This window comes from Clostridium thailandense (assembly GCF_019207025.1).
Classification (GTDB): Bacteria; Bacillota; Clostridia; order Clostridiales; family Clostridiaceae; genus Clostridium_AM; species Clostridium_AM thailandense.
Window position 1 is genome coordinate 73,075 of sequence record NZ_JAEEGC010000026.1, and the last position, 21,002, is coordinate 94,076.

The 21,002-nt window shown below is 31.1% G+C and carries 20 protein-coding genes and 1 riboswitch; of the genes, 5 read left to right on the plus strand and 15 right to left on the minus strand.

Features of this window, described 5'->3' with window-relative positions; all coding sequences use genetic code 11:
* Positions 1-56 precede the first annotated feature (56 nt).
* On the minus strand, positions 57-1,577 hold the full coding sequence (pdxR, locus tag I6U48_RS06285) for a MocR-like pyridoxine biosynthesis transcription factor PdxR (protein ID WP_218319560.1): 1,521 nt from the start codon (positions 1,575-1,577) through the stop codon (positions 57-59).
* Positions 1,578-1,777: 200 nt separating this feature from the next.
* Positions 1,778-2,536 (minus strand): DeoR/GlpR family DNA-binding transcription regulator, encoded by a 759-nt coding sequence (locus tag I6U48_RS06290; protein WP_218319561.1) that lies wholly within the window; start codon positions 2,534-2,536, stop codon positions 1,778-1,780.
* Between the two features lie 157 nt (positions 2,537-2,693).
* On the opposite strand from I6U48_RS06290, the gene I6U48_RS06295 reads away from it, so the two are divergent.
* Positions 2,694-3,536 carry an MBL fold metallo-hydrolase gene (locus tag I6U48_RS06295; RefSeq protein ID WP_218319562.1) on the plus strand — a complete coding sequence of 281 codons (843 nt, stop codon included), beginning with the start codon at positions 2,694-2,696 and terminating at the stop codon, positions 3,534-3,536.
* Between the two features lie 93 nt (positions 3,537-3,629).
* Here the strand turns inward: I6U48_RS06295 and I6U48_RS06300 are convergent, their stop codons facing one another.
* From I6U48_RS06300 to dapB, 9 genes are all read right to left on the minus strand, one after another.
* A complete protein-coding gene (locus I6U48_RS06300) occupies positions 3,630-3,860 on the minus strand; it encodes a DUF3892 domain-containing protein (RefSeq protein WP_218319563.1) in 231 nt (76 codons plus the stop codon).
* A gap of 175 nt (positions 3,861-4,035) precedes the next feature.
* The gene (locus I6U48_RS06305) at positions 4,036-4,977 is read right to left on the minus strand and encodes a type I phosphomannose isomerase catalytic subunit (RefSeq protein WP_218319564.1); all 942 of its coding nucleotides are present in this window, start codon (positions 4,975-4,977) and stop codon (positions 4,036-4,038) included.
* A 49-nt stretch (positions 4,978-5,026) separates the two neighbouring features.
* Positions 5,027-5,176: a hypothetical protein gene (locus I6U48_RS06310; RefSeq protein ID WP_218319565.1), complete on the minus strand. Its 150-nt coding sequence runs from the start codon at positions 5,174-5,176 to the stop codon at positions 5,027-5,029.
* 193 nt (positions 5,177-5,369) lie between these two features.
* Positions 5,370-6,329, minus strand: coding sequence for an ROK family protein (locus tag I6U48_RS06315; protein ID WP_218319566.1), 960 nt, complete (start codon positions 6,327-6,329; stop codon positions 5,370-5,372).
* A 663-nt stretch (positions 6,330-6,992) separates the two neighbouring features.
* On the minus strand, positions 6,993-9,086 hold the full coding sequence (locus I6U48_RS06320; protein WP_218319567.1) for a WG repeat-containing protein: 2,094 nt from the start codon (positions 9,084-9,086) through the stop codon (positions 6,993-6,995).
* A gap of 102 nt (positions 9,087-9,188) precedes the next feature.
* Positions 9,189-10,418 carry an NAD(P)-dependent malic enzyme gene (locus I6U48_RS06325; protein ID WP_218319568.1) on the minus strand — a complete coding sequence of 410 codons (1,230 nt, stop codon included), beginning with the start codon at positions 10,416-10,418 and terminating at the stop codon, positions 9,189-9,191.
* A gap of 83 nt (positions 10,419-10,501) precedes the next feature.
* Positions 10,502-11,371: a putative beta-lysine N-acetyltransferase gene (gene ablB / locus I6U48_RS06330; protein WP_218319569.1), complete on the minus strand. Its 870-nt coding sequence runs from the start codon at positions 11,369-11,371 to the stop codon at positions 10,502-10,504.
* Entirely contained in the window at positions 11,352-12,629 is a 1,278-nt protein-coding gene (gene kamA / locus I6U48_RS06335; RefSeq protein ID WP_218319570.1) for a lysine 2,3-aminomutase, read from the minus strand. The genes ablB and kamA overlap by 20 nt, the downstream gene beginning before the upstream one ends.
* A gap of 44 nt (positions 12,630-12,673) precedes the next feature.
* Entirely contained in the window at positions 12,674-13,495 is an 822-nt protein-coding gene (dapB, locus tag I6U48_RS06340) for a 4-hydroxy-tetrahydrodipicolinate reductase (RefSeq protein WP_218319571.1), read from the minus strand.
* 116 nt (positions 13,496-13,611) lie between these two features.
* Positions 13,612-13,743, minus strand: a riboswitch (cyclic di-AMP (ydaO/yuaA leader).
* Positions 13,744-13,975: 232 nt separating this feature from the next.
* Between dapB and I6U48_RS06345 the strand changes: the two genes are divergently transcribed.
* Together I6U48_RS06345 and I6U48_RS06350 are read left to right on the plus strand one after the other, a co-directional pair.
* Positions 13,976-15,571, plus strand: coding sequence for a ClC family H(+)/Cl(-) exchange transporter (locus I6U48_RS06345; protein ID WP_218319572.1), 1,596 nt, complete (start codon positions 13,976-13,978; stop codon positions 15,569-15,571).
* Positions 15,572-15,593: 22 nt separating this feature from the next.
* Positions 15,594-16,214 carry a GGDEF domain-containing protein gene (locus I6U48_RS06350; RefSeq protein ID WP_218319573.1) on the plus strand — a complete coding sequence of 207 codons (621 nt, stop codon included), beginning with the start codon at positions 15,594-15,596 and terminating at the stop codon, positions 16,212-16,214.
* A 98-nt stretch (positions 16,215-16,312) separates the two neighbouring features.
* On the opposite strand, the gene I6U48_RS06355 is transcribed toward I6U48_RS06350, so the two are convergent.
* The 3 genes from I6U48_RS06355 to I6U48_RS06365 form a co-directional block, all read right to left on the minus strand.
* A complete protein-coding gene (locus I6U48_RS06355; protein ID WP_218319574.1) occupies positions 16,313-17,701 on the minus strand; it encodes a TIGR00341 family protein in 1,389 nt (462 codons plus the stop codon).
* Between the two features lie 221 nt (positions 17,702-17,922).
* The gene (locus I6U48_RS06360) at positions 17,923-18,126 is read right to left on the minus strand and encodes a DUF1657 domain-containing protein (protein WP_218319575.1); all 204 of its coding nucleotides are present in this window, start codon (positions 18,124-18,126) and stop codon (positions 17,923-17,925) included.
* Positions 18,127-18,219: 93 nt separating this feature from the next.
* Positions 18,220-18,942, minus strand: coding sequence for a YetF domain-containing protein (locus I6U48_RS06365; RefSeq protein ID WP_218319576.1), 723 nt, complete (start codon positions 18,940-18,942; stop codon positions 18,220-18,222).
* Between the two features lie 289 nt (positions 18,943-19,231).
* Between I6U48_RS06365 and I6U48_RS06370 the strand changes: the two genes are divergently transcribed.
* Positions 19,232-20,137, plus strand: coding sequence for a YIEGIA family protein (locus I6U48_RS06370; RefSeq protein WP_218319577.1), 906 nt, complete (start codon positions 19,232-19,234; stop codon positions 20,135-20,137).
* Positions 20,138-20,151: 14 nt separating this feature from the next.
* A complete protein-coding gene (locus tag I6U48_RS06375) occupies positions 20,152-20,358 on the plus strand; it encodes a capping complex subunit for YIEGIA (RefSeq protein ID WP_218319578.1) in 207 nt (68 codons plus the stop codon).
* 173 nt (positions 20,359-20,531) lie between these two features.
* On the opposite strand, the gene I6U48_RS06380 is transcribed toward I6U48_RS06375, so the two are convergent.
* A complete protein-coding gene (locus tag I6U48_RS06380; protein ID WP_218319579.1) occupies positions 20,532-20,999 on the minus strand; it encodes a (2Fe-2S)-binding protein in 468 nt (155 codons plus the stop codon).
* Positions 21,000-21,002: the final 3 nt, after the last annotated feature.

Sequence of the window (21,002 nt, forward strand, 5' to 3'; positions counted from 1 at the left end):
CCTACAGCTGCCTCATAATATAAAATCCTGTTTGTATACCTAAAGCATTTATAAAATTATACTATAGGCATTTTAAAACATTCTGCATCTTCAAATGAATAAGCGCTTTTTTCTATTGTTTCTTTTACAGCTTCTACCAATTTACTTATACCTTCATTTATATTTTTAATGCTTTCAAAGGTAAAGTTTAACCTAATGTAGCCTTCTCCATCATTTTCTTCTGGATAAAATACATTCCCAGGAGCATATATTACTCCTTTGCTTGATGCCTTCTCAAATAATTCACGCTGTGAAATCCCTTTAGGCAGCTTACCCCATATATAATATCCACCCTCTGGAATATTGAATTTAATACATTGATTTTCATCTTTTTTAAGCGCTTTAATCATAACATCCCTTTTCTTTGAATAATTTTTGCAAATCAATTTTATATGACTTTCATAAAATCCTTCACGTAAAAAGCTATCCAGCAGATATTGAGCTGGTGCATTTGCATGAAGGTCTGTCATCTGTTTTATCATAGAAAACTTTTTAATTACCTGGGTTGATGCAGCTACCCAGCCTATTCTCATGCCTGAAAACATAGCTTTTGAGAAAGTTGATAAATAAATAACATAATTATGCTTATCAAGAGCTTTTAAGGTCGGTATAGGTACACCCTCATATCTAATCTCTCCATAGGGATCATCTTCTATTATGGGTACCTGATATTTATAAGAAAGTTCTAAAAGTCCATATCTCCTCTTTAAACTCATAACTGTACCGGATGGATTTTGAAAGGTAGGCAAAGTATATATAAACTTAGGTTTATATTTATTGAGCAATATTTCTAATATATCTAACTGCATTCCCTCTTCATCCATTGGCACTCCTACAACTTTTGCTCCTGACAACTTAAAAAGTTGAATAGCTCCCATAAAAGTTGGTTCTTCTACAATAACTACATCTCCTGGACTTATAAAAGCTCTTGCTGAAAAATCTATTCCTTGCTGTGAACCTGAAAGTATCATTACTTCTTTAGGTGCAACCATTATATCTTTAGCTCTTAATAATTCACTTATGCTCTCTCTAAATGGATAATATCCCTCAATAGGACTATGAATAAGCATATCTTTTCCAGACATCTTCCATAGTTTATCCTGTATCTTAGTTATATTATCTACAGGGTACAGTTCCGGATCAGCTATGCCTGCTGCAAAAGATATTACATTTCTACATCCTAATGCATTCATAATGTCCATAATTGTATGTTCATTTAATATAGCTATATTGGAACCAAAAAATTGATACCAAGACAAAGGTATTACTTTCCTTTCTTTTTTAGAACCTTCACTGCAACTTTGAATAATAACTCTAGTTCCTTTTCCCATGTGAGATTCTACAAGACCTAATGCTTTCAATTCTTCATAAGCTTTAACAACTGTGCTTCTACTTACTCCGAGAGTTTTTGCAAGCTTTCTCTCTGGCGGAAGTAGGAAGTCCTTTGTCATTACACCTTTATAAATCATTTCTCGTATTTGGTTTTTTATTTGTATATAAATTGGTATAGTTGAGTTTTTTTCTATGGAAATGCGCATTTAAACCACTCTTTCTGAAGTTTCATAAATGTTACGGTACCATTAGATATAATAATATCACTTTTCTCCTAGATTAAAACTACCAATTGGAATATTCCAAAGCAGTCCAATATATATACCCGCACCAGAAAGTAAATTTATACGCGGGGAGATGTTACCAAAGCCGAAGGCACATATAAAAACTTTTTTATATGCTCTTATTATTCAACTATAACTAAATTTACATTATTTTTTTCTAGAATCTTCATGAATTCTTCTTCTGGATATGCATCTGTAATTATTAGGCTTATACTTGAAAGATCACACACCTTAAAGCCTGATATCTTATTAAACTTTTTATGATCCACTAAGACTATAGACTCTTTTGATTGCTCTACCATTTTTCTCATCACTGCTGCATCTTCATCATCAGCAACAGTAATTCCATTAGCAGACACAGCCAGTGCTCCTAAAATAGCTTTATCAGCAAAATAATATGACAACATATTTATAGTAGCAGTTCCATATAAATACCTATCTTTATTGTTTAATTTTCCTCCGAGAAGAAAAATTTTTATATTAGACTTTTGAGAAAGTATATCTGCTACATTTATTGAACTGGTTATTACATTGCAAACTTTATCTTCAAGTAATTCTGCACATGCCTGAACTGTTGTTGAAGTATCTAAAATTACAGTATCTCTTTCTTTAATAAGAGAAGATGCTAATCTTGCTATTTTATGTTTTTCTTCTACATTAGAAAGAAGCCTTTCAGAGTAATTTTTTACTTCCTCATTTGTTATTGGAAGTATTGCACCTCCATGAGTTCTGACAATGGACCCTTGTTTCTCTAAGTTTACCAAGTCTCTTCGTGCAGTGTCCCTTGAAACTTTATAAAGTTTACATATTTCTTCTACACTTATTCTTCTATTTTTATTTAAATACTCTAATATAAGCTGCATTCTTTCCTCTTGATACAAATTTACCACCTCTAAACAAATAATATCCTCATTTTATATTACCACTTCTTAAATAATAGTAAATGCCTATTAGCTAAGTTCCCAAATATCTATTTGTGTTTAGATAAAACTTGTAATATGATTAATTCATGTTATAAATGCTGAGAAGGTGAAGTTAATGAAAATAACAATTCTTATAGAAAATAATAAGGACGATGCAAGAGATTTAATAAATGAACATGGGTTATCTCTTTACATAGAAAAAGATGATACACGTATACTTTTCGATACTGGCAAAAGTGATAACTTTATCAAAAATGCCGAAAAATTAGGAATTAACTTAAAAGACGTGGATCTAGTAGTTCTTTCCCATGGACATACTGATCATGGCGGAGGGCTTTTAGCTTTTTTAAAGATAAATAGTAAGGCTAAAATATATATGAAAAGAAAGGTACAAGAGAAATATTTTACAGGGTTTTTACTTTTTAAAAAAAATATTAGTATAAGTAGAAATATATTTGAAAAGCATTCTAATAGAATAGAGTATGTGGATAGCTTTACCGAAATAGTAAAAGATATTTTTATCATCACTGATATAAATAAGCATTATAAAATTCCAGATGGAAACAAATATTTGTTTGTAAAAGATGGAAATAGGCTTGTCAAAGATAGCTTCGATCATGAATTAATTATGGTTATAAAAGAAAATGAAGCTATATGTATGTTTACTGGCTGCTCTCATAACGGCACTGTCAATATGATAGAATCTGTTAATAGTTTTTTTCCACATGCTCATATTAGAGCCTTAATAGGCGGCTTTCACTTAGTTAAAATACCTGCTATAGATGCCATTGGCCCCTCAAAAGAAGAGATTGATTTACTGGTAGATAAAATTATAAGTAAAAATATAAATGAAGTATATACCGGACATTGTACAGGTGAAAAATCCTATAAAAAATTAAAGTACTTTTTAGGGGACAAAATTCAATATATGAAAACTGGAACTCAGATACAAATATAGACCAAGTCGTGTATAAAAAGTACTATCCACTTTTTGTACACGACCTTCTATTTTAGGCTACTATTTGTTCAACTTGAAATAAGTCTTCTTTTATTAAAATGTTGGCATGTTATCTAAGTTGTCACCCTCATTATCATTAGGATTACTTCTTAAATACTCTCTTCCGTTTCTTGCCTTGCCTACATTCACTCCTTCAATTAAATCGTCTTTAACCATCATAATTGCCTCATCAATTGAATAAATATTACCATTCTCTAGCATTATGTCAGTAATATCCCCATCATTATTTTTTTTAACTTTTACTACTTTTGATTTATTATCCACAATTACTACCTCCTGCTTTTTTAATGAATACTGCTGGCCTATAGTTATTAAGTATTCTATTATTAGTATCTGAAATATTTTCTCCGATATACCTCAACTATTACCTTTTTATTTTAATTTAAGCATTAATTAGAATAATTGCAGATGAATTAAGTTAATCATCGGCCGTAGGTATCTATAAGTTTGGCACATAGCTCTTCAATACTTTTAGCTTTCCTTTAATCTCATATTCCCCAAGAGCTGCTGGAATTAAAAAACTATCTCCTTTTTTTATAGCTTCACTGACTCCTGAACTTACGATTTTGCCTTCGCCATCTACACATGTAAAGATATAAAACCTTTCCTTGTCACTACTTTCTTTCACTTTATCATAAATATCATACATTTCTAATATGAATTTTTCACAAGTGCAGTACTTTATCTTGTTATAACCATTATAACCAATCTTTTTGCCAACATTTCTCTCTCCCTTTAACTCAAGATTAACAACATCTAAAGCTTTTTGAATATGAAGTTTCCTTCCTCTGTTATAATCATATACTCTATAAGTGGTATCACTGTTTTGCTGTATTTCTGCTATTATAACACCTTCTCCAATTGAATGAATTAACCCACTTTCAACAAAATATACATCACCTTTTTTTACAGAAATTCTATTCATATAATTTTCAAGTTTTCCTTCTTCAATAGCTTTCTTAAACTGTTCTTTTCTACATCCTTCCTTTGTTCCAACCACTAAATTTGCACCTTCAAAAGCTTCAACAACATACCATACCTCTGTTTTTCCACTCTCGCCTTCTACTCTCTTTGCATAACTATCATTAGGATGTACCTGAACAGATAAACTTTCCTTTGAATTTATTAGTTTAATCAAAAGTGGAAATGCTGTTTTATCAACTTTTGTTCCTAGTAATTCTTCTCCTTTCTCTTTAATCAATTCATCTAATCTCTTACCCTTAAATTCACCATTAGCTACAACACTCATACCGTTTTTATGACATGCCACATCCCAGCTCTCTCCTATATTCCCATCCGGTAGGTTGTCTCTAAATAGTTCTAAGTCTCTTCCTCCCCATACTTTTTCAAAATATAAATTTTCAAATTTTATAGAATACATGTTATACTGGTTCCTCCCAAAATAACATTTCTATATCATATTCAACTCTCTATCTAATGTTGACTGTAACCTTTGCATCTTCTCTAAGTTCATATACCTTTCCACAATCCTTGTCATATAGCTTATATTTCCCTTGTTTACTTAAAACAGGCAATTTAGCTAGCCTTACATCCTGCGTTTTATCTTCATTAACTTTCATCCTTGAAGCTACCTCCACTGCATTGCCTCCTATTCATGGTGTATTCACCTTAGCTAAAGTTTTTTACATCTATTAGATAAATAAGGACGAGAAAATGTTCACATTAATGTAAAAAAATTACCTCCAACTATCTTAGAGGTAATTTTCATTAATCCATTAATATGTTATTATGACTTATATTTCATGTTAAAGTTTACTTATCTTCTAAACTTTCCATTATAGCTAAAGCAACAGATCCTACTACACCAGATTGCTTACCCAGAGCTGCAGGAACAACTCTACAGTTTTCTCTTAAAACCTTAAAACATCTTTCGCCGACTACTTTGTTAACTCTATCAAAGACTATATCCCCCGCCAAGGACACGCCCCCTCCTAAAACTACTACTTCTGGGTCCATAATAGTTATGATGTTTGCTATACCTATTCCAAGATATTGAAGACATTTATTTAGCACATCCAAGGATAACTTGTCGCCTTTTTTAGCTTCTTGAAAAACCTCATAAGAAGTCACGACCTCATAGTTTTTCAAGGAACTATCTGCTCCAGCTTTAAGATGTTCATTAGCAACTCTAGCAATAGCTGTACCCGATGAAAGTACTTCCAAACATCCATAATTTCCACAGTTACATCTTGGTCCATCTGGCAATATAGTACTATGTCCCAATTCTAATGCATTGCAGGTGTTTCCTCGATAAATTCTTCCTTCCACAATAGCACCAGCACCAATACCAGTGCTTACAGTAATATATACCATATTTCTTGTATTTTTACCTGCTCCAAACATAAATTCACCTATAGCAGCAGCATTGGCATCATTTTCTAAATATGTAGGTATTTCAAATCTATCTTCTATAGGCCTAACAAGTTGAAAATTTTTAAAAGGTATATTTGGAGTCTCTATTATTACTCCTTTTTTGGAATCTAACGGACCTGGTGATCCTATTCCAATAGCCTTTATTTCATCAACTTTCTTACCTGTAACTTCTAATATTCTCTCAATAGCATAAATTATTCGTGATAATACCGCTTCTTCTCCATATTTAGCGTTGGTAGGAATAGTATTTTCACTTAATATATTTCCATTTAATTCTGCAAGAGCGGTGCTAATCTTTGTACCACCTAAATCTACTCCAATAACATATTGCTTTTCCATAGTAATTCTCCTATAACTTTAAAATGCATTATTTCAAAATACTTCCTTTGTCCAGCATATACTTTTCTTTGATATTCTCTCTAAACTCAAAACAAATTCTGCTCTGTAATAGTATCTACTTTTCCTCTTTTGAAAATACCTCCTCTCTTTCCTTAATAACTGGAAGCAAAGTATTTGTTTTTACTAATTCTATAAGCTCTTATAGATATCCTCTATATTTATAACTAAATCTCTAATAGTTATAAATAAACACGGCCGACACTTAACTTATGCTCCGGGATATATTTATTGAAAGAAGCAGTGTTTTTAACACATATAAAATACAAAAATGACAAGTTGGTACTTGAATAGGTTAATCTTTAAAGTTAACGATCTATAGAGAACAGCACCAGAAAGTAAACTTATACGCAGGTAGATGTTACCAAAGCTGAAAGAACATATAAAAACTTTTTTATCATTCTTAGCGAAGTATTTTAGAAAATCTTAGAGGCTTTTATATGTTTGAGGTACGAGTTTATAAAAGTTTCTTAGATTTTCTAAATACTGAGCTTTAGAATGATTAAAAGTTTTTATAGTACTGAAGCTTGGTAACATCTACCGGAGCATAAGTTTACTTTCGGTGGTGTTTGTCTATATAGGAGGAATTGTTTATTCCCCTATCCTTTAATGAAAAGCCCTCCAAAAGCCGCCTTTGGTATCTATGATATCCATAATCTCAGTAAATGGAATATCGAAAGTAACAAATCCAGATGAATATGGAGCAATTTCATAAGGATCAAAATAAATATGCAGCGCATCTTCCGTTACATAAAATGGTTGGTTAGGCTTAATTCCTTCGTATTGATCCTTCCAAATTCCTAATTCTTCTCCCTTTTTATCTATCTGTTTTTGTATTATGTCACTTAACCTTTTTACATAATTGCTGTTCTTTTTAAATAAATCTTTAAGTTCGTAAAAATCTCCATTTTTCAAATTAATATGAACATAAATTTGAGTAGGCATACCATGCGCTGCACCAAATGGATAATTATATCCCCAAAGCTCTAACACTAACAAATCTTTTTTATAAAAGGTAATATCAAACCCTCCAAGATAGGAATAATCCAACTGTTCACTGCCTACATCCTTTAGATTAGAAAGTTTCTTAAGCTCATCATTTATTATCCTCTCCTTATTTTTGTCTTTGGCTCCGCTAAGCTGAGGATAGTATACAAGATAGTCCCTATTAGGTTTATATTTTTCTTCATTTAGGATGTAACCATTGTTAAGTGGAACCTCAGTATTCTGTCTCCAAATAAGTTTACCTGCTTTATCATAATAGGAAAGTCTATAATCCACATTAGCTTTAATTATATTGTCTAACAAAGTCAAAGTTCCAGAACCCTCAACTTTAGGTAAGCTATCTACTCTTTTTCCTTGCTTATCAATAAAATAAGTAAATTTATTATCATAAACAGATGCTAAATTATTTTTATATTCTGATACACCATAATAGATAAACCCTGTTAAAACTTTGCCTTTACTATCTGAAATAGCATACTTAGATGGCATATAATTAGCCTCATCCTTAATAGGGATTCCTACAGCAAATCTGTCTTCGCCTAAGAAGTCAATTCTATTATACTTAGGCTGAATAGTATACTCTCCATTTCTATTAATAACTCCAAATTTTATTATGGTGTCCCCTTCACCTACTATAGCAGTTCCATTTTTAAAACTTTCTACTGATCCATATTTAGGAGCAACTATTATTTGTCCATTTTCATCCATCAATCCAAACTTTCCATCAATCTTTTCTTTAAAAAATAATCTTCCTTCACTTATATCCGTCACCTGTTCATACGGAAAAGTCTTTAAAATTTTACCGTTTAAATCGATAACTCCATATTTTTCATTTTCTAGTTGTACTACCGCTCTTCCGTTACTAAAGTTTCCAGCTGATAAAAATTGTGGAGGCACTACTACTTTACCTTGTAAATTAATATATCCATACTTCCACTGATCGCCTTTTTCTACTATTGAAAATAATGCTCTTCCATTATAAAATTCAGATATGAAGTTATCATTTTCAAATAACTCTTTTCCGCTTTCATCAATGACTTTATACTTTTGATTATCTGTAACAATGGCTCTCTTTTCTTTAAATCCTTGGATGTCTGAGTATTTAGGCTGTATTACATAGTTTCCAAATTCATCTATTGCACCAGCCTTATCATTTATTCTTACTATAGCTAACCCATTTTCTTGAAAATCTTCTGCAGAATCAAATTTAATTGGAATTATTAATTTTCCACTAGAATCAATATATCCATATCTTACTCCTTCTATCTCTCTCCTAGATGCTGGATATAACTCTATTTTCTTTCTTGGCACATTGAATGGTTCTTTTTTATTTACAACTTTTTTTAATGTTCCATCCATCCATGTCCATACATTTAACTCATACCACATATCATCAATTTTCCACTTTACGATGATATCTTTCTTGCCATCTCCCGTACAATCTCTTAAGTGAAAATCATATATCCTGTAGATTTTTCCTGGAGTATGTCCTATGTTGTACCAGTAATATCCTTGCTTTTTAAAAATACTCAAATATTGTTTTCCCATAAACGTATATGCTACTACAGCTTCAAACTTACCATCTCCATCTAAATCACCAAGCCTTACTGACTGCTTTAAATATGTGATAATTTCTGCTCCAAAAGGTAAAAGTATAGAGAAAAATTTTTCTATCTTTGAATTTCTAAAGTCCACAAAATCACTCCATAATTATTCATATCTGTATATTTTATGAATCTCACTCAATATTTGTGCAATAAAAACCGCAGAATTTTTCTATCCTGCGGTTTTTTTATATTAAATTCCTAATAATTTTTTTGTGTGTTCTTCTACCATTTCTGGTGTAATATCAGTTTTTCTAGCAACACCAGTATCTATTGCTGCTCTTGCTACATAAGCAGCTACCTTTGGTGCTATTCTTAAATCAAAAGCTTGTGGAATAATATAGTCAGTTTTTACTTCCTCTTCGCTTATAAGCCCTGCTATAGCATATGCTGCTGCTACTTTCATATCTTCATTTATTTCCTTTGCACGTACATCTAATGCACCTCTAAAAATACCTGGAAAAGCCAAAACATTGTTTATCTGATTTGCATAATCAGAACGTCCAGTACCTACTACTGCTGCACCAGCTTCTATTGCTTCTTCTGGGAATATTTCAGGTACAGGATTTGCCATAGCAAAAATTACTGCACCCTTATTCATTGTTTTTACCATTTCCTTAGTAAGCACTCCAGGAGCAGAAACTCCTATGAACACATCAGCACCCTTTATAGCATCTTCTAGAGTTCCTTTTACTTTTCCGCCATTAGTAATTGATGCCATATTAGCTTGAGCTTCATTCATCCAGCTTTCACCTTCACATAAAATACCCTTACGATCTACTAAAATTACATTTTTCAAACCAGCTTTTAATAGAAGCTTTGTAATAGCTATTCCTGCAGAACCAGCTCCGTTAAGAACTAATTTCACCTGGCTAAGTTCTTTCTTTACAACCTTTAACGCATTAATTAATCCAGCTAATACTACTATTGCAGTTCCATGTTGATCATCATGGAATACAGGTATATTTAATTCTTCTTTTAATCTTTTTTCAATTTCAAAACACTCTGGAGCCTTTATATCTTCAAGATTTATTCCTCCAAAAGTTGGCTCCATAAGCTTTACGGTTTCCACAATCTTATTTATATCTTTTGTATCCAAACATATTGGAAAGGCATCTACTCCTGCAAATGCTTTAAATAAAACTGATTTACCTTCCATAACTGGAAGTCCAGCTCCTGCTCCTATATCTCCAAGTCCTAATACTGCTGTACCATTTGTCACTACAGCTACCCAATTTCCTTTTGAAGTGTAGTCATAGATAGTGTCATAATTTTTATTAATTTCTAAGCATGGTTCTGCAACACCTGGAGTGTATGCCATCGTTAAATCTTCCTTATTTTTTACTGCTACTTTGCAATGCAGGGCAATCTTCCCCTCATTATCTTTGTGAAATTTTAATGCTTTTTCCCTTAGCTCACTCATTTGTAAGTCGTTACCTCCTAAATATCTGTTTTCCTGGTATACCAGGTTCCGTTATTACTACAGTATTTAGTATAACATTAAGTTTAACTTCTTTCAAAACTAAGGTTTTTAACCCAAATATTCATATTTTCAAAACCACCACATATATTGCAATTATTTATTAACCTTCCCCTAAATTTATAACCATGTTTACTTAATACAATATTAATACCTGGATTTACCGCTCTGGATAAACTATACAAAGTAATCAATCTTCTATTTCTAAGCTCCGCTTCTAAAAAGTAAATAATATTAGATAATATACCTTGACCTCTATATTGCGGATAAGTTGCACAGTCAGTCATCTCAGCATTTAAATTTTCTTCATCAATATCGGCAGAGGCAACGCCAATTACTTTACCGTCATCAATAGCTACTTTATATAAAATGTTTTTATTCATAGTCTTTCTTAAATATTCTTCATCATAAACAGGAGAAGGATATGTGAAAAACACATTATAGAATAGCTCTATCATGCCCTTTATGTCATTTTCGTTTGCGGTTCTTATCTCATATTTAAAGTTATTTTCACTATACACAAAAGTATTTCCTACATTTAAACTTTTCATTAAAAATATATTTTCTTTATCTCTATTTCTATAGAGCTTTCTGCTACTGTCAATAAAATAAGACATACAAAATGCATCTTCTCCTTTAAAATACCCATCTATTTTACCTTCTAGATGAAAACCTGCTTCAAGAAAACTTACATATGCTTCGTTATCACAATTGCAAATAACTTTACCTAAATGTTGCTTTGCTGCAAAATGCACTATTCTTCTTATATTTTGAGCAGATATATTATGAAATTCAATTATTTTAATACGGCTATTGGTATAGTCAACATATATTTTTGATTGATCTATTTTAGTGTGGTAGTTATCATTATTTAATTTACAGTGCTCTATATTCATTGAGATGTTCCCTCCTTTTTATTCTAACGTTGCTTCTTGGCGTTAAGCAAACTCTTTCATCTCTAAAAAGTTTTTCTAAGCCTTTATATTCATCATTCTTAAACTTTGCACACATTCCACAGTTTTTGCACTCATGCGTTTTATCAGATGGTTCAGTATAGGTGCATAATACACCTTCATAGTTCCTTAAAACTATTTTCTCAGGAGATTGAGATATTAAATATTGAGGATTTATAGGTATTTTTCCTCCACCTCCTGGTGCATCAACTACAAAAGTAGGAACTGCAAATCCTGATGTATGGCCGCGCAAAAGTTCTATGATTTCAATACCAGTAGAAACTGTTGTTCTAAAGTGTTCAATTCCCTCAGATAAGTCACATTGATATATATAATACGGCCTTACTCTATTCTTAACTAACTCATGTACGAGAACTCTCATGATATATGGGCAATCATTAATGTTTTTTAACAACACAGACTGGTTTCCTAGCGGAACTCCAGCGTCGGCAAGCATCTTACATGCTAACATTGATTCCTCAGTTATTTCCTTTGGATGATTGAAGTGAGTATTAATCCAAACTGGATGATACTTTTTGATAATATTACAAAGTTCGCTAGTTATTCTTTGAGGCATTACAACAGGTACTCTTGTTCCAATTCTTATAACCTCAACATGATCTATTTCCCTAAGTTTCTTTAATATGAAATCAAGTTTTTTATCTGAAATACACAGCGCATCTCCACCTGATATCAATACATCCCGTACTTCTTTATGCTTCTTAATATATTCAACGGCTTTTAAAATATTAATATCTGATAATGAGCTGTCCTCATGCCCCGCGAATCTCCTCCTTGTACAATGTCTGCAATACATCGAGCATCGTTCAGTAACAAGAAGTAATACTCTATCTGGATATCTATGAGTAAGTCCGGGGACTGGGGAATCAAGCGTCTCATGCAGCGGATCACTGCTGTCATATTTAGATATCTTTGTTTCCTCAATAGTAGGAATTGCCTGTCTTCTAATTGGACAATTATAATCATTAACATCAATTAATGTTGCATAATAAGGAGTTATTGCCATCTTAAGTTTTTTAAGACTAGCTTTTATGCCTCTTTTTTCCTCTTCTGTAAGCCTTACTACTTTTTCTAATTCCTCAACTGTAGTTATTCTATTAGCTATCTGCCATTCCCAGCTGTTCCACTGTTTTTCTGTAACCTCTCTCCATAGTGATATATCTTTATAGTTTCTTTTCAACTTAAAAACCTCCTTAAAAGGCAATGATAATCATATAAAATTACTTATATAACATCTGCCTGTTTTGATATATATAAATCTTCTATAACTTTTGATAAACATAAGACATCACTCATCTCATAAAAGCCTACTTTATTTTGTAAAAAATTTATTGCGTGAATTGCACCTAATGCAAAAATTTTTCTTGAAAAAGATTCATGAGAAATTGTAATTCTATCATGTTCTCCAACAATTAATACTTCATGTTTACTTATTACACCACCAGCTCGTACTGCTGCTATAGGGATTTCCCCACTGCTAACATCTCTTCCGGAATATATTAAACCTTCTTCTATTTCTTTAGCTATCTTTAATGCTGTACCAGATGGACTGTCTTTCTTATTTTTATGATGAATTTCTGAAATATGAAAATCATAATTGTTTAATAAAATAGATGTCAGCTTTACTAAAACCATCATCACATTAACCCCAAGTGTTATATTTGGTACATAGATTATTCCATTATGATTAACTTGAGTCAAATTTTCTATCTTTTTCAAATCTAATTCATTAAAACCTGTAGTACCAATAACCATATTGATCTTCATTTGCGATACTATCTCAGCATTTTTCAAAGTGGCTTCTGGCCTAGAAAAGTCAACTACCACATCAGGTTTATATTTTAATAAGTTCTCTTCTAATCTATCAGTGCTTTCTATTCTAATACCAGTTTCACTAGTTTCAACTATACAACCTAAATCTTTCCCCTCTTTATCACTACTAGGACTGCAAAAAACTGACACAAGCTCTATATCACTGCGGTCTAACAATACTTTAGCAATTTCCTTTCCTGTTTTACCAACACCAATTAAACATACTCTTATCATACTTAAACCTCCTTAAAATTTTACTAAAAAAGAACAAGCTGTAGAGAAGTCTCTACAGCTCACACAAAGCCTTAACATTCACAGGCATACCAAATAAAGCATATTAAGCATACCAAAAAACTTCTCTTCAACGCTTACGAGATTAGCTGACGGATTCGGGTCGAAGAAACTAACCCTACTTGTCTTAAAGACAAGACTCACCCCAAAAATTGGTTCTCCCGCTCAAATTGATTCAGCGCTTTAAACATTTATTAACTTTTACCGGGGGCATTACCTGTATATATAAACATATCATTATCACATATATATGTCAACATATATATGTGATAATATATATATCGACATATATTGACATGCATATATACAAGTGTTAATATTATATATTGTGGTCATATAAATATAATGAAGTAACTCTGTGTTGCTTTTACAAATTGAAATTTATAAATCATAGTAAGAATAAAGGAATGGAGGAATAAATAAATGATAGAAAGTGATGATAACGCTACTTATAATACTTTATCTCACTGGAATACCTTTAAATTCAAACTTATAATAGAAGGTATTATAGTAGGTATATTGACAGGGTTTATTGTTGTCTTATACAGATATCTACTAGAAAAATCATTGTATGTAATAGATGGTCTTTATATAGTGTTATCTCAAAAATATTGGCTTATCCCATTTTGGATTGTCACTTTAGCAATTATAGGTTATATAGTTGGATTACTAGTAAAAAAAGAACCAATGATTAGTGGTAGTGGAATTCCTCAAGTAGAAGGTGTACTTTTGAGAAAACTCCATATGAATTGGCTAAAAGTCATTATAGGTAAGTTTGTAGGTGGAGTATTATCTATAGGCTCTGGACTTTCACTTGGCAGAGAAGGCCCATCAGTTCAATTAGGCGCCGCAGTAGGTTTGGGGGTTAGCAGAGTTTTTAACAGATTGAAATTAGAAGAAAAATTTCTTATTACAAGTGGAGCTAGTGCTGGTCTTGCAGCTGCCTTTAATGCTCCTTTAGCTGGTGCAATGTTTTCATTAGAGGAAACTCATAAAAACTTTTCTCCACTAGTTTTACTTTCTGCGTTGTCAGCAGCACTGTCAGCTGATTTTGTATCTAGTGGATTTTTCGGTTTAGAACCAGTATTTGATTTTAAAAATTTAACAACACTAACTTTAAATTATTATTTTTACATAGCTATATTAGGAGTTTTAGTTGGAATTTTAGGAGTAGTATTTAATAAAACCATTATGAAAACCCAAGATATATATTCAATGCAAAAGTGGCTTCCCGCTGAATTTAAACCTATTGTTCCCTTAATACTTTCAGTACCACTTGGACTTTTATTACCTCAAGTATTAGGGGGTGGACATACTCTTATAATGTCATTGGTTAAAAATAATTTTCATATAAAAATACTTGTAGTATTATTAGTAGCAAAGTTTTTATTTACTATGGTAAGCTACGGTTCAGGTGCTCCTGGTGGAATATTTTTACCCTTACTTACTGTAGGAGCATTAATAGGAACATTATATGGAACTATATTAGTAACCATATTTCATTTTAATAGCATTTATATAAGCAATTTTGTAATTCTGGCGATGGCTGGATATTTTACTGCTGTTGTTAGAGCACCTATTACTGGAAGCATTTTAATTACAGAGATGACAGGGTCATTTAATCATCTGCTCCCTTTAGCTCTTATATCTATCATTGCCTATATTACTGCAGATCTTTTAAAATCAGAACCTATTTATGAATCCTTGCTTGATAGATTTTTAATGCACAATACTAATAATAAAACTATTAAAGATGATAAAACAAAAGCTATATTAGAAATTGCTGTATACATGGGATCACTGCTAGATGGTAAATGTATAAAAGAAATTGAATGGCCTAATAACTGTCTTTTAGTAGCTGTTAAACGTGGTGAAAAAGAAATCATTCCAAAAGGTAATACTTTAATTTGTCCTGGCGATTATCTCATTGTTCTAACTGATAATTGTGGAGCTTCTAAAGTAACTGAATCTTTGTTATCAATGGCAAATAGCTATGAGTCAAAATTCAAAACTCAATAATTATATTTTATGGAGGTCTCTTATGGATGAAAAACTTGTTTCAAAAAAAGAATTGATACAAAAAATGGAAGGACTTATATCAAATAACGATGGTCCCTTTAGTATAGTGGTAGCTGATGTCGATGATTTTAAGAATTTAAATAACTTATATGGTGAATCAGTTGGTGATGAAGTAATAAGAAAATTTATTTCCATATTAAACAATAATCTATCTTCTATTGATATAGTGTGTAGAAACGGTGATGAATTTAATATATTGCTTGTAAAAAAAGGTGCTGAAAGAAGTTTTATGGAACTAGAAGAAATAAGAAGATATTTATCTGATAATACTTTTGTTATAAATAATGGTGATAAAACAGAAAATATTTATTTTACTTTAAGTTTTGGAGTAGCAAGTTACCCAAGAGATGCTAAAAATGTAGTCGAACTTTTTAGAGTTGCTGATAGTGCTTTATTTAGAGCCAAAGAATTAGGTAAAAATAGAGTATGTCTTTCTGAAGCAGAAAGTATGGTTTTAAAATCAAATTATTTCACTAAAACTCAGTTAGATAGACTTTCCAGACTTTCTAAAGCAACTGATAGAACTGAAGCATTTCTCCTGAGAGAAGCACTTGATGATTTGTTCAAAAAATATAGCCGTTAGAAAGAACTTATACTTACACAATATAAACACTATCATTTTTATAATTACAGTAAATGATAGTGTTTATATTATTATGGAAATATGAATTATATTAAAAGTTATTTTTTATCATTTGTCTTATATATATCAGATTCATTTATATTATCAATACTACTTTTTTCATCTTTATTTTTTCCGTCTGTGTTTTTTTCAAATGAAACCTTAATATTGACCTTTCTATTCAATTTATTTTCTAAGGAACTTTCAATTGATGGAAGTATCTTATTTACTGAATCAGTATCTCCCTGTACTGTTGCTTCAATACTATATACTGCTGAGTTGCTTGAGTATGAGAATTTATAATCTATTAATTTAGCCTTTACTATATTTAAATTTTCCCTAATATTATATTCAATAATTTTATCTGTATTTAGTGATGGAATTGCGTTCTCTTTTATCTTGTCCTTTTCAGCATCTAAATCTGTATTTTTAGATTGAGCAGATTTAGTTAAAGCGTCAATCTCTTGTGCTAGTATTACCTTCATCTTAATCTCTACTGGTTTCTCAAGTACTCTTTCAAGATTATGCTCTGCAATACTTACATCATTGGAATTTAGCTTGTCCATTGATCTAACGACTGTTGTAATAAAATATTTATTATCTTTAAATTCATAAGCATAATTCACCAAGTCCACCCCATTGAGGGAACTAACAGTTGCTTTAAGTGAAGTATCTATAGTTTTTTTAGTTCTTTCTTGCAATATAGTTTTATACATAATAATAGATAAAGGTATAGAAATAGCAATAAAAGCTGCAATAGATATAACCAGTCTATTCCTACTATCTTGTGTTGTAATTGCTATTTCGTTCTGCTCATAAATTTCGTCTCTTGTAGTAAAGCCTGAAACTCTGAAAATTAATGCACTTGCTAAATTTATAGCCACTAAATTTGCTAAAAACAAGAGAAAGCCACCAAAAGCTATTCTATATTCACCTTGAAATAAGCCTGTTCCAACAACACAAAGTGGAGGCATGAGTGCAGTTGCAATAGCTACTCCAGGTATTACTGAACTCTCTTTTTTATGACACATAGTAAAAGCACCAGCCGCACCAGATGCTAGAGCTATAATTAAATCAATAATGGTTGGCTTTGTTCTTGACAAAATTTCATCTGTTAAGCTCCTTGTAGGAACTAAAATTGTTATGAAAATACTAACTATAACTGCTAGCAAGGCTCCAAATATAATATTCTTTACAGCCTTTCTAAACAGATCAGCATCACCAAGAGTCACTGCAAAGGACATTCCTATAATAGGACTCATGATAGGAGAAATAAGCATTGCTCCTATTATAACTGCAGTACTATTTGTAAGCAGACCTAAAGTAGCAACAACAGCTGCTAATACCACTAACAAATAGTAAGTAATTCCCCCTAAAGCTTCATTTTTGATAGTATTATGTAATTCTCTTCTTTTTTCTCTTGAAATCACTGGTAGTGATAATGTCATCCAATTCCCCCTATAATTCTAAAAAAATTTTCTATTATTTAATCTTCTGCTTAAAGTTCTACAAATAACTTAAACATTCAACAAATTTATTATAATTATATTATATATGTTTTTATTGTTCAATAAATAAATCATATTTGAATTTTATTTATAATTACCTTCTAGATATCCTTCTATATCTAGAATGACATTTAACAAATCTAGATATAGAAGTAAGTTAATTATTTATTGTATTGAGGCTCTTCTTGCTTTACAAAGTCAAGTCTTGTTTGTATTGTCTCTGACACGTTCTCCATTGTAGTAGAAAGTTGGTCGAACATTTGCTTTGCTTCTTGACTATCTGTATCCAATGAAAATGTCTTCATGTCTGAAGCTAATCCTTTAGCACTTGCAAGAGCCTGTTCAAGTTTATTTCCTGTTGGCATAAAAAATCCTCCTTTAATATATTTTTATATTATAAATACATAAATAGTATGTTTTTAATTGATATTAATATTCATTTTATTAGAATTACTGTATTATTCAATACCATATTCACCATGAGATTCTTCATCATTCATCTCCTTCTTTGATATACACAATCTTTTAGTATCATCTAATCCAGCATAAAATACTTCGGAAATATCTTTGATATTTTGACTATTAAGTTGAGATTGTAACCATTCTTTATTTAAACCTGCACTTGATAAATTTTCCTCCATTACATTTCCATCTAATATTATATCTCTCATAAGCCCTGTGCTTGTTGCTTGAATGTTCATTTGACCAGGAGTAAGTGGTTGTTTATCAGCTTTTGTTAACACTGACAATTCACCATCATTCTCCATTATGGCAAATTCTACATCTGCTAAATTAAAAGAATTTTTTTCTCTTAGTTTCATCATCAATTCATTAATTGTCAATCTAACATTTTTCATATTTTCTTCTACAATAGTTCCATTTTGTACTAAGGTTACTGGTTCAGAATCTATTATTTTTCTTGCTTTAAAGCTTTTAATATGGACATACCCTGTTATAATTATCAAAACAGATACTAAAATAAGTGCTGTTATAGCAGACATTGATGTGAACTGCTGCCCAACTATAGAATTAGCAATTATAGATCCCATTGAGACTCCTATAACAAAATCAAAGAATGTCATTTGAGCTATAAGCTTTCGTCCCATAAGTCTAGTCAGCAATATTGCCAAAATATAAACGCCGACACTTCTTATTATAGTGTTTAATATAACTCTATCCATTTACTTAATTCCTCCTCAAAATTTATACAAACTCTTGTTATTATTATTTACAATAGATTACCTAATAGTTATTTTTTAAATTTTCTATAAAATATTATATATCGACGCATTATTCCAGAGATTGCCTGAATTTTTTACGGAGTTTTTTGTAATATTAACTATATTTAATACACTATTAAATAGCGAATATATAAATTTTAAATCAAAATGCTATTAATCATAAAAAACAATTATTTTCTTCAGTAAAAAATGAAAAGATTAATTAACAACTAAAACTTAGGAGGATTCTATGGAAAAAGAAACACTTTCGCAGTACTATATCTTTTTAATATTAATACCAGTATTATGTGGAACTTTAGCACGATATCTTACTCTTATTGTTGATTACAGACAATATCCTAGTTATCCAAACGGATATTTAATTCACTTGGTAACTGGATTTATATCCTCTGGAATAGGTGCCATTGCCATTCCAGCACTGCTTGAAAAAAACTTTGAGGCAATCACATTTCTTTTTCTTGCTACTGAGCAATTCAGAGACGTAAGAAGAATAGAAAAAGAAAGCCTTCAATCCCTTGATGATGTTGAACATGTTTTTAGAGGAGAGGCTTATATTGATGGTATAGCAAAAACCTTTGAGGCAAGAAATTATTTTGCACTATTAGTGTCTTTTGTAACTAGTTTAACTATGCATATTGTCCCTCATAAAATAATGTTGATCAATATTATTTTTGGAATTCTTTCTGGAGTAATCACACTCTACATACTTAAAAACTTTTCAAAAGGTAAAGCTGTTCAAGATATCGCTGATATAAGCTTAGCTAAGATAACTGTGAAAAATTCAGATTTATATGTGGATGATATCTTTGTTACAAATCATCTAGGCACAGATAAATCTCGGAAGCTAGTACAAGATAATGGCATTGCTGCAATAATTCGTCCCAAAGAAGAACATTTCAATAGAATACTTAACCATAACGGTCAAAGGCAAGCCATAATATTTGAAATCTGCAGAGTTCTAGGATTAAAAAGATATCACTATACAAGACGTGATTATGAAACAGGAAGAATAGCAGTTGTAATGGTTCCAATTATTTACGACGAAGGAGCATTTATAGAGACTATTAAAAAAACTCCTCTTTTAGAAAGTATAAAAAAGAGTTATAGAATAATGGATTCTAATTTTAACAAATAGAAAGGATTGATATTATGGGAGCAGATTCATATAACACTGGCTATGAAATAGTAGCATATATAACCTTAACTAAAGACAGAGCACAAAATGGCAACCCTTTAATTTTAGTTGCTAGCAGTCTAGAAGAACAAAAACAACTAACAGAAGATGTTTCTAAAGCACTAAAGGCAGAAGTAGTTCAACTTACCTGTGGAGATTATATGATTATTAGTAAGAGTTAAGTGGCAGTAATCTTTATAACTTAATGTAACATAGAGTAAATAGTGGATATGCCCCACTATAGAAAAATATAAAATAAGGGGCTATTTTCTACCCAATATATATCATAATATTATTTTTTCATAGATATTAAACGACTTTAGTTTTATATATTAATTTTCCTAAACTATTAAATTTAATTATTTGATAAAATCGATTTGATTGCATTCTTTATCTCTTCATATCCAGTGCATCTACAAAGATTTGACTGCAGCCATTGTTCTATCACATGATCATTCGCATTTGGATGTATACTAGCTAAAGCATGACAAACCATCAAAAATCCAGATGTGCAATACCCACACTGAAATCCCCAATTCTCTACAAAGGCTTTTTGTATTGGCGCATTTTCTAGGCCTTCAACGGTAACTATCTTCTTACCTATTGCTTCAACAGTCAGCATTAAGCAAGATTTTATAGGCCATCCATCTACAAGAACAGTACAAGAACCACAATCTCCATTTTCACAGCCAGGTTTAGCACCTGTAAGTCCTAATTCATCTCTAAGAGTATTTAGTAGAATATCCGATGGTTTTGCCACAACCTCTTTATTTTCTCCATTAACATTTAATTTTATTATTGTTTTACCAGAGATTTTTAACATTTA

Excerpts from the sequence above, each read along its gene's own strand:
- pdxR (WP_218319560.1), bottom strand. The coding sequence starts at position 1,577 with ATGCGCATTTCCATAGAAAAAAACTCAACTATACCAATTTATATACAA.
- I6U48_RS06295 (WP_218319562.1), top strand. The coding sequence starts at position 2,694 with ATGAAAATAACAATTCTTATAGAAAATAATAAGGACGATGCAAGAGAT.
- I6U48_RS06305 (WP_218319564.1), bottom strand. The coding sequence starts at position 4,977 with ATGTATTCTATAAAATTTGAAAATTTATATTTTGAAAAAGTATGGGGA.
- I6U48_RS06310 (WP_218319565.1), bottom strand. The coding sequence starts at position 5,176 with ATGAAAGTTAATGAAGATAAAACGCAGGATGTAAGGCTAGCTAAATTG.
- I6U48_RS06315 (WP_218319566.1), bottom strand. The coding sequence starts at position 6,329 with ATGGAAAAGCAATATGTTATTGGAGTAGATTTAGGTGGTACAAAGATT.
- I6U48_RS06325 (WP_218319568.1), bottom strand. The coding sequence starts at position 10,418 with ATGAGTGAGCTAAGGGAAAAAGCATTAAAATTTCACAAAGATAATGAG.
- ablB (WP_218319569.1), bottom strand. The coding sequence starts at position 11,371 with ATGAATATAGAGCACTGTAAATTAAATAATGATAACTACCACACTAAA.
- dapB (WP_218319571.1), bottom strand. The coding sequence starts at position 13,495 with ATGATAAGAGTATGTTTAATTGGTGTTGGTAAAACAGGAAAGGAAATT.
- I6U48_RS06345 (WP_218319572.1), top strand. The coding sequence starts at position 13,976 with ATGATAGAAAGTGATGATAACGCTACTTATAATACTTTATCTCACTGG.
- I6U48_RS06350 (WP_218319573.1), top strand. The coding sequence starts at position 15,594 with ATGGATGAAAAACTTGTTTCAAAAAAAGAATTGATACAAAAAATGGAA.
- I6U48_RS06355 (WP_218319574.1), bottom strand. The coding sequence starts at position 17,701 with ATGACATTATCACTACCAGTGATTTCAAGAGAAAAAAGAAGAGAATTA.
- I6U48_RS06360 (WP_218319575.1), bottom strand. The coding sequence starts at position 18,126 with ATGCCAACAGGAAATAAACTTGAACAGGCTCTTGCAAGTGCTAAAGGA.
- I6U48_RS06365 (WP_218319576.1), bottom strand. The coding sequence starts at position 18,942 with ATGGATAGAGTTATATTAAACACTATAATAAGAAGTGTCGGCGTTTAT.
- I6U48_RS06370 (WP_218319577.1), top strand. The coding sequence starts at position 19,232 with ATGGAAAAAGAAACACTTTCGCAGTACTATATCTTTTTAATATTAATA.
- I6U48_RS06375 (WP_218319578.1), top strand. The coding sequence starts at position 20,152 with ATGGGAGCAGATTCATATAACACTGGCTATGAAATAGTAGCATATATA.
- I6U48_RS06380 (WP_218319579.1), bottom strand. The coding sequence starts at position 20,999 with ATGTTAAAAATCTCTGGTAAAACAATAATAAAATTAAATGTTAATGGA.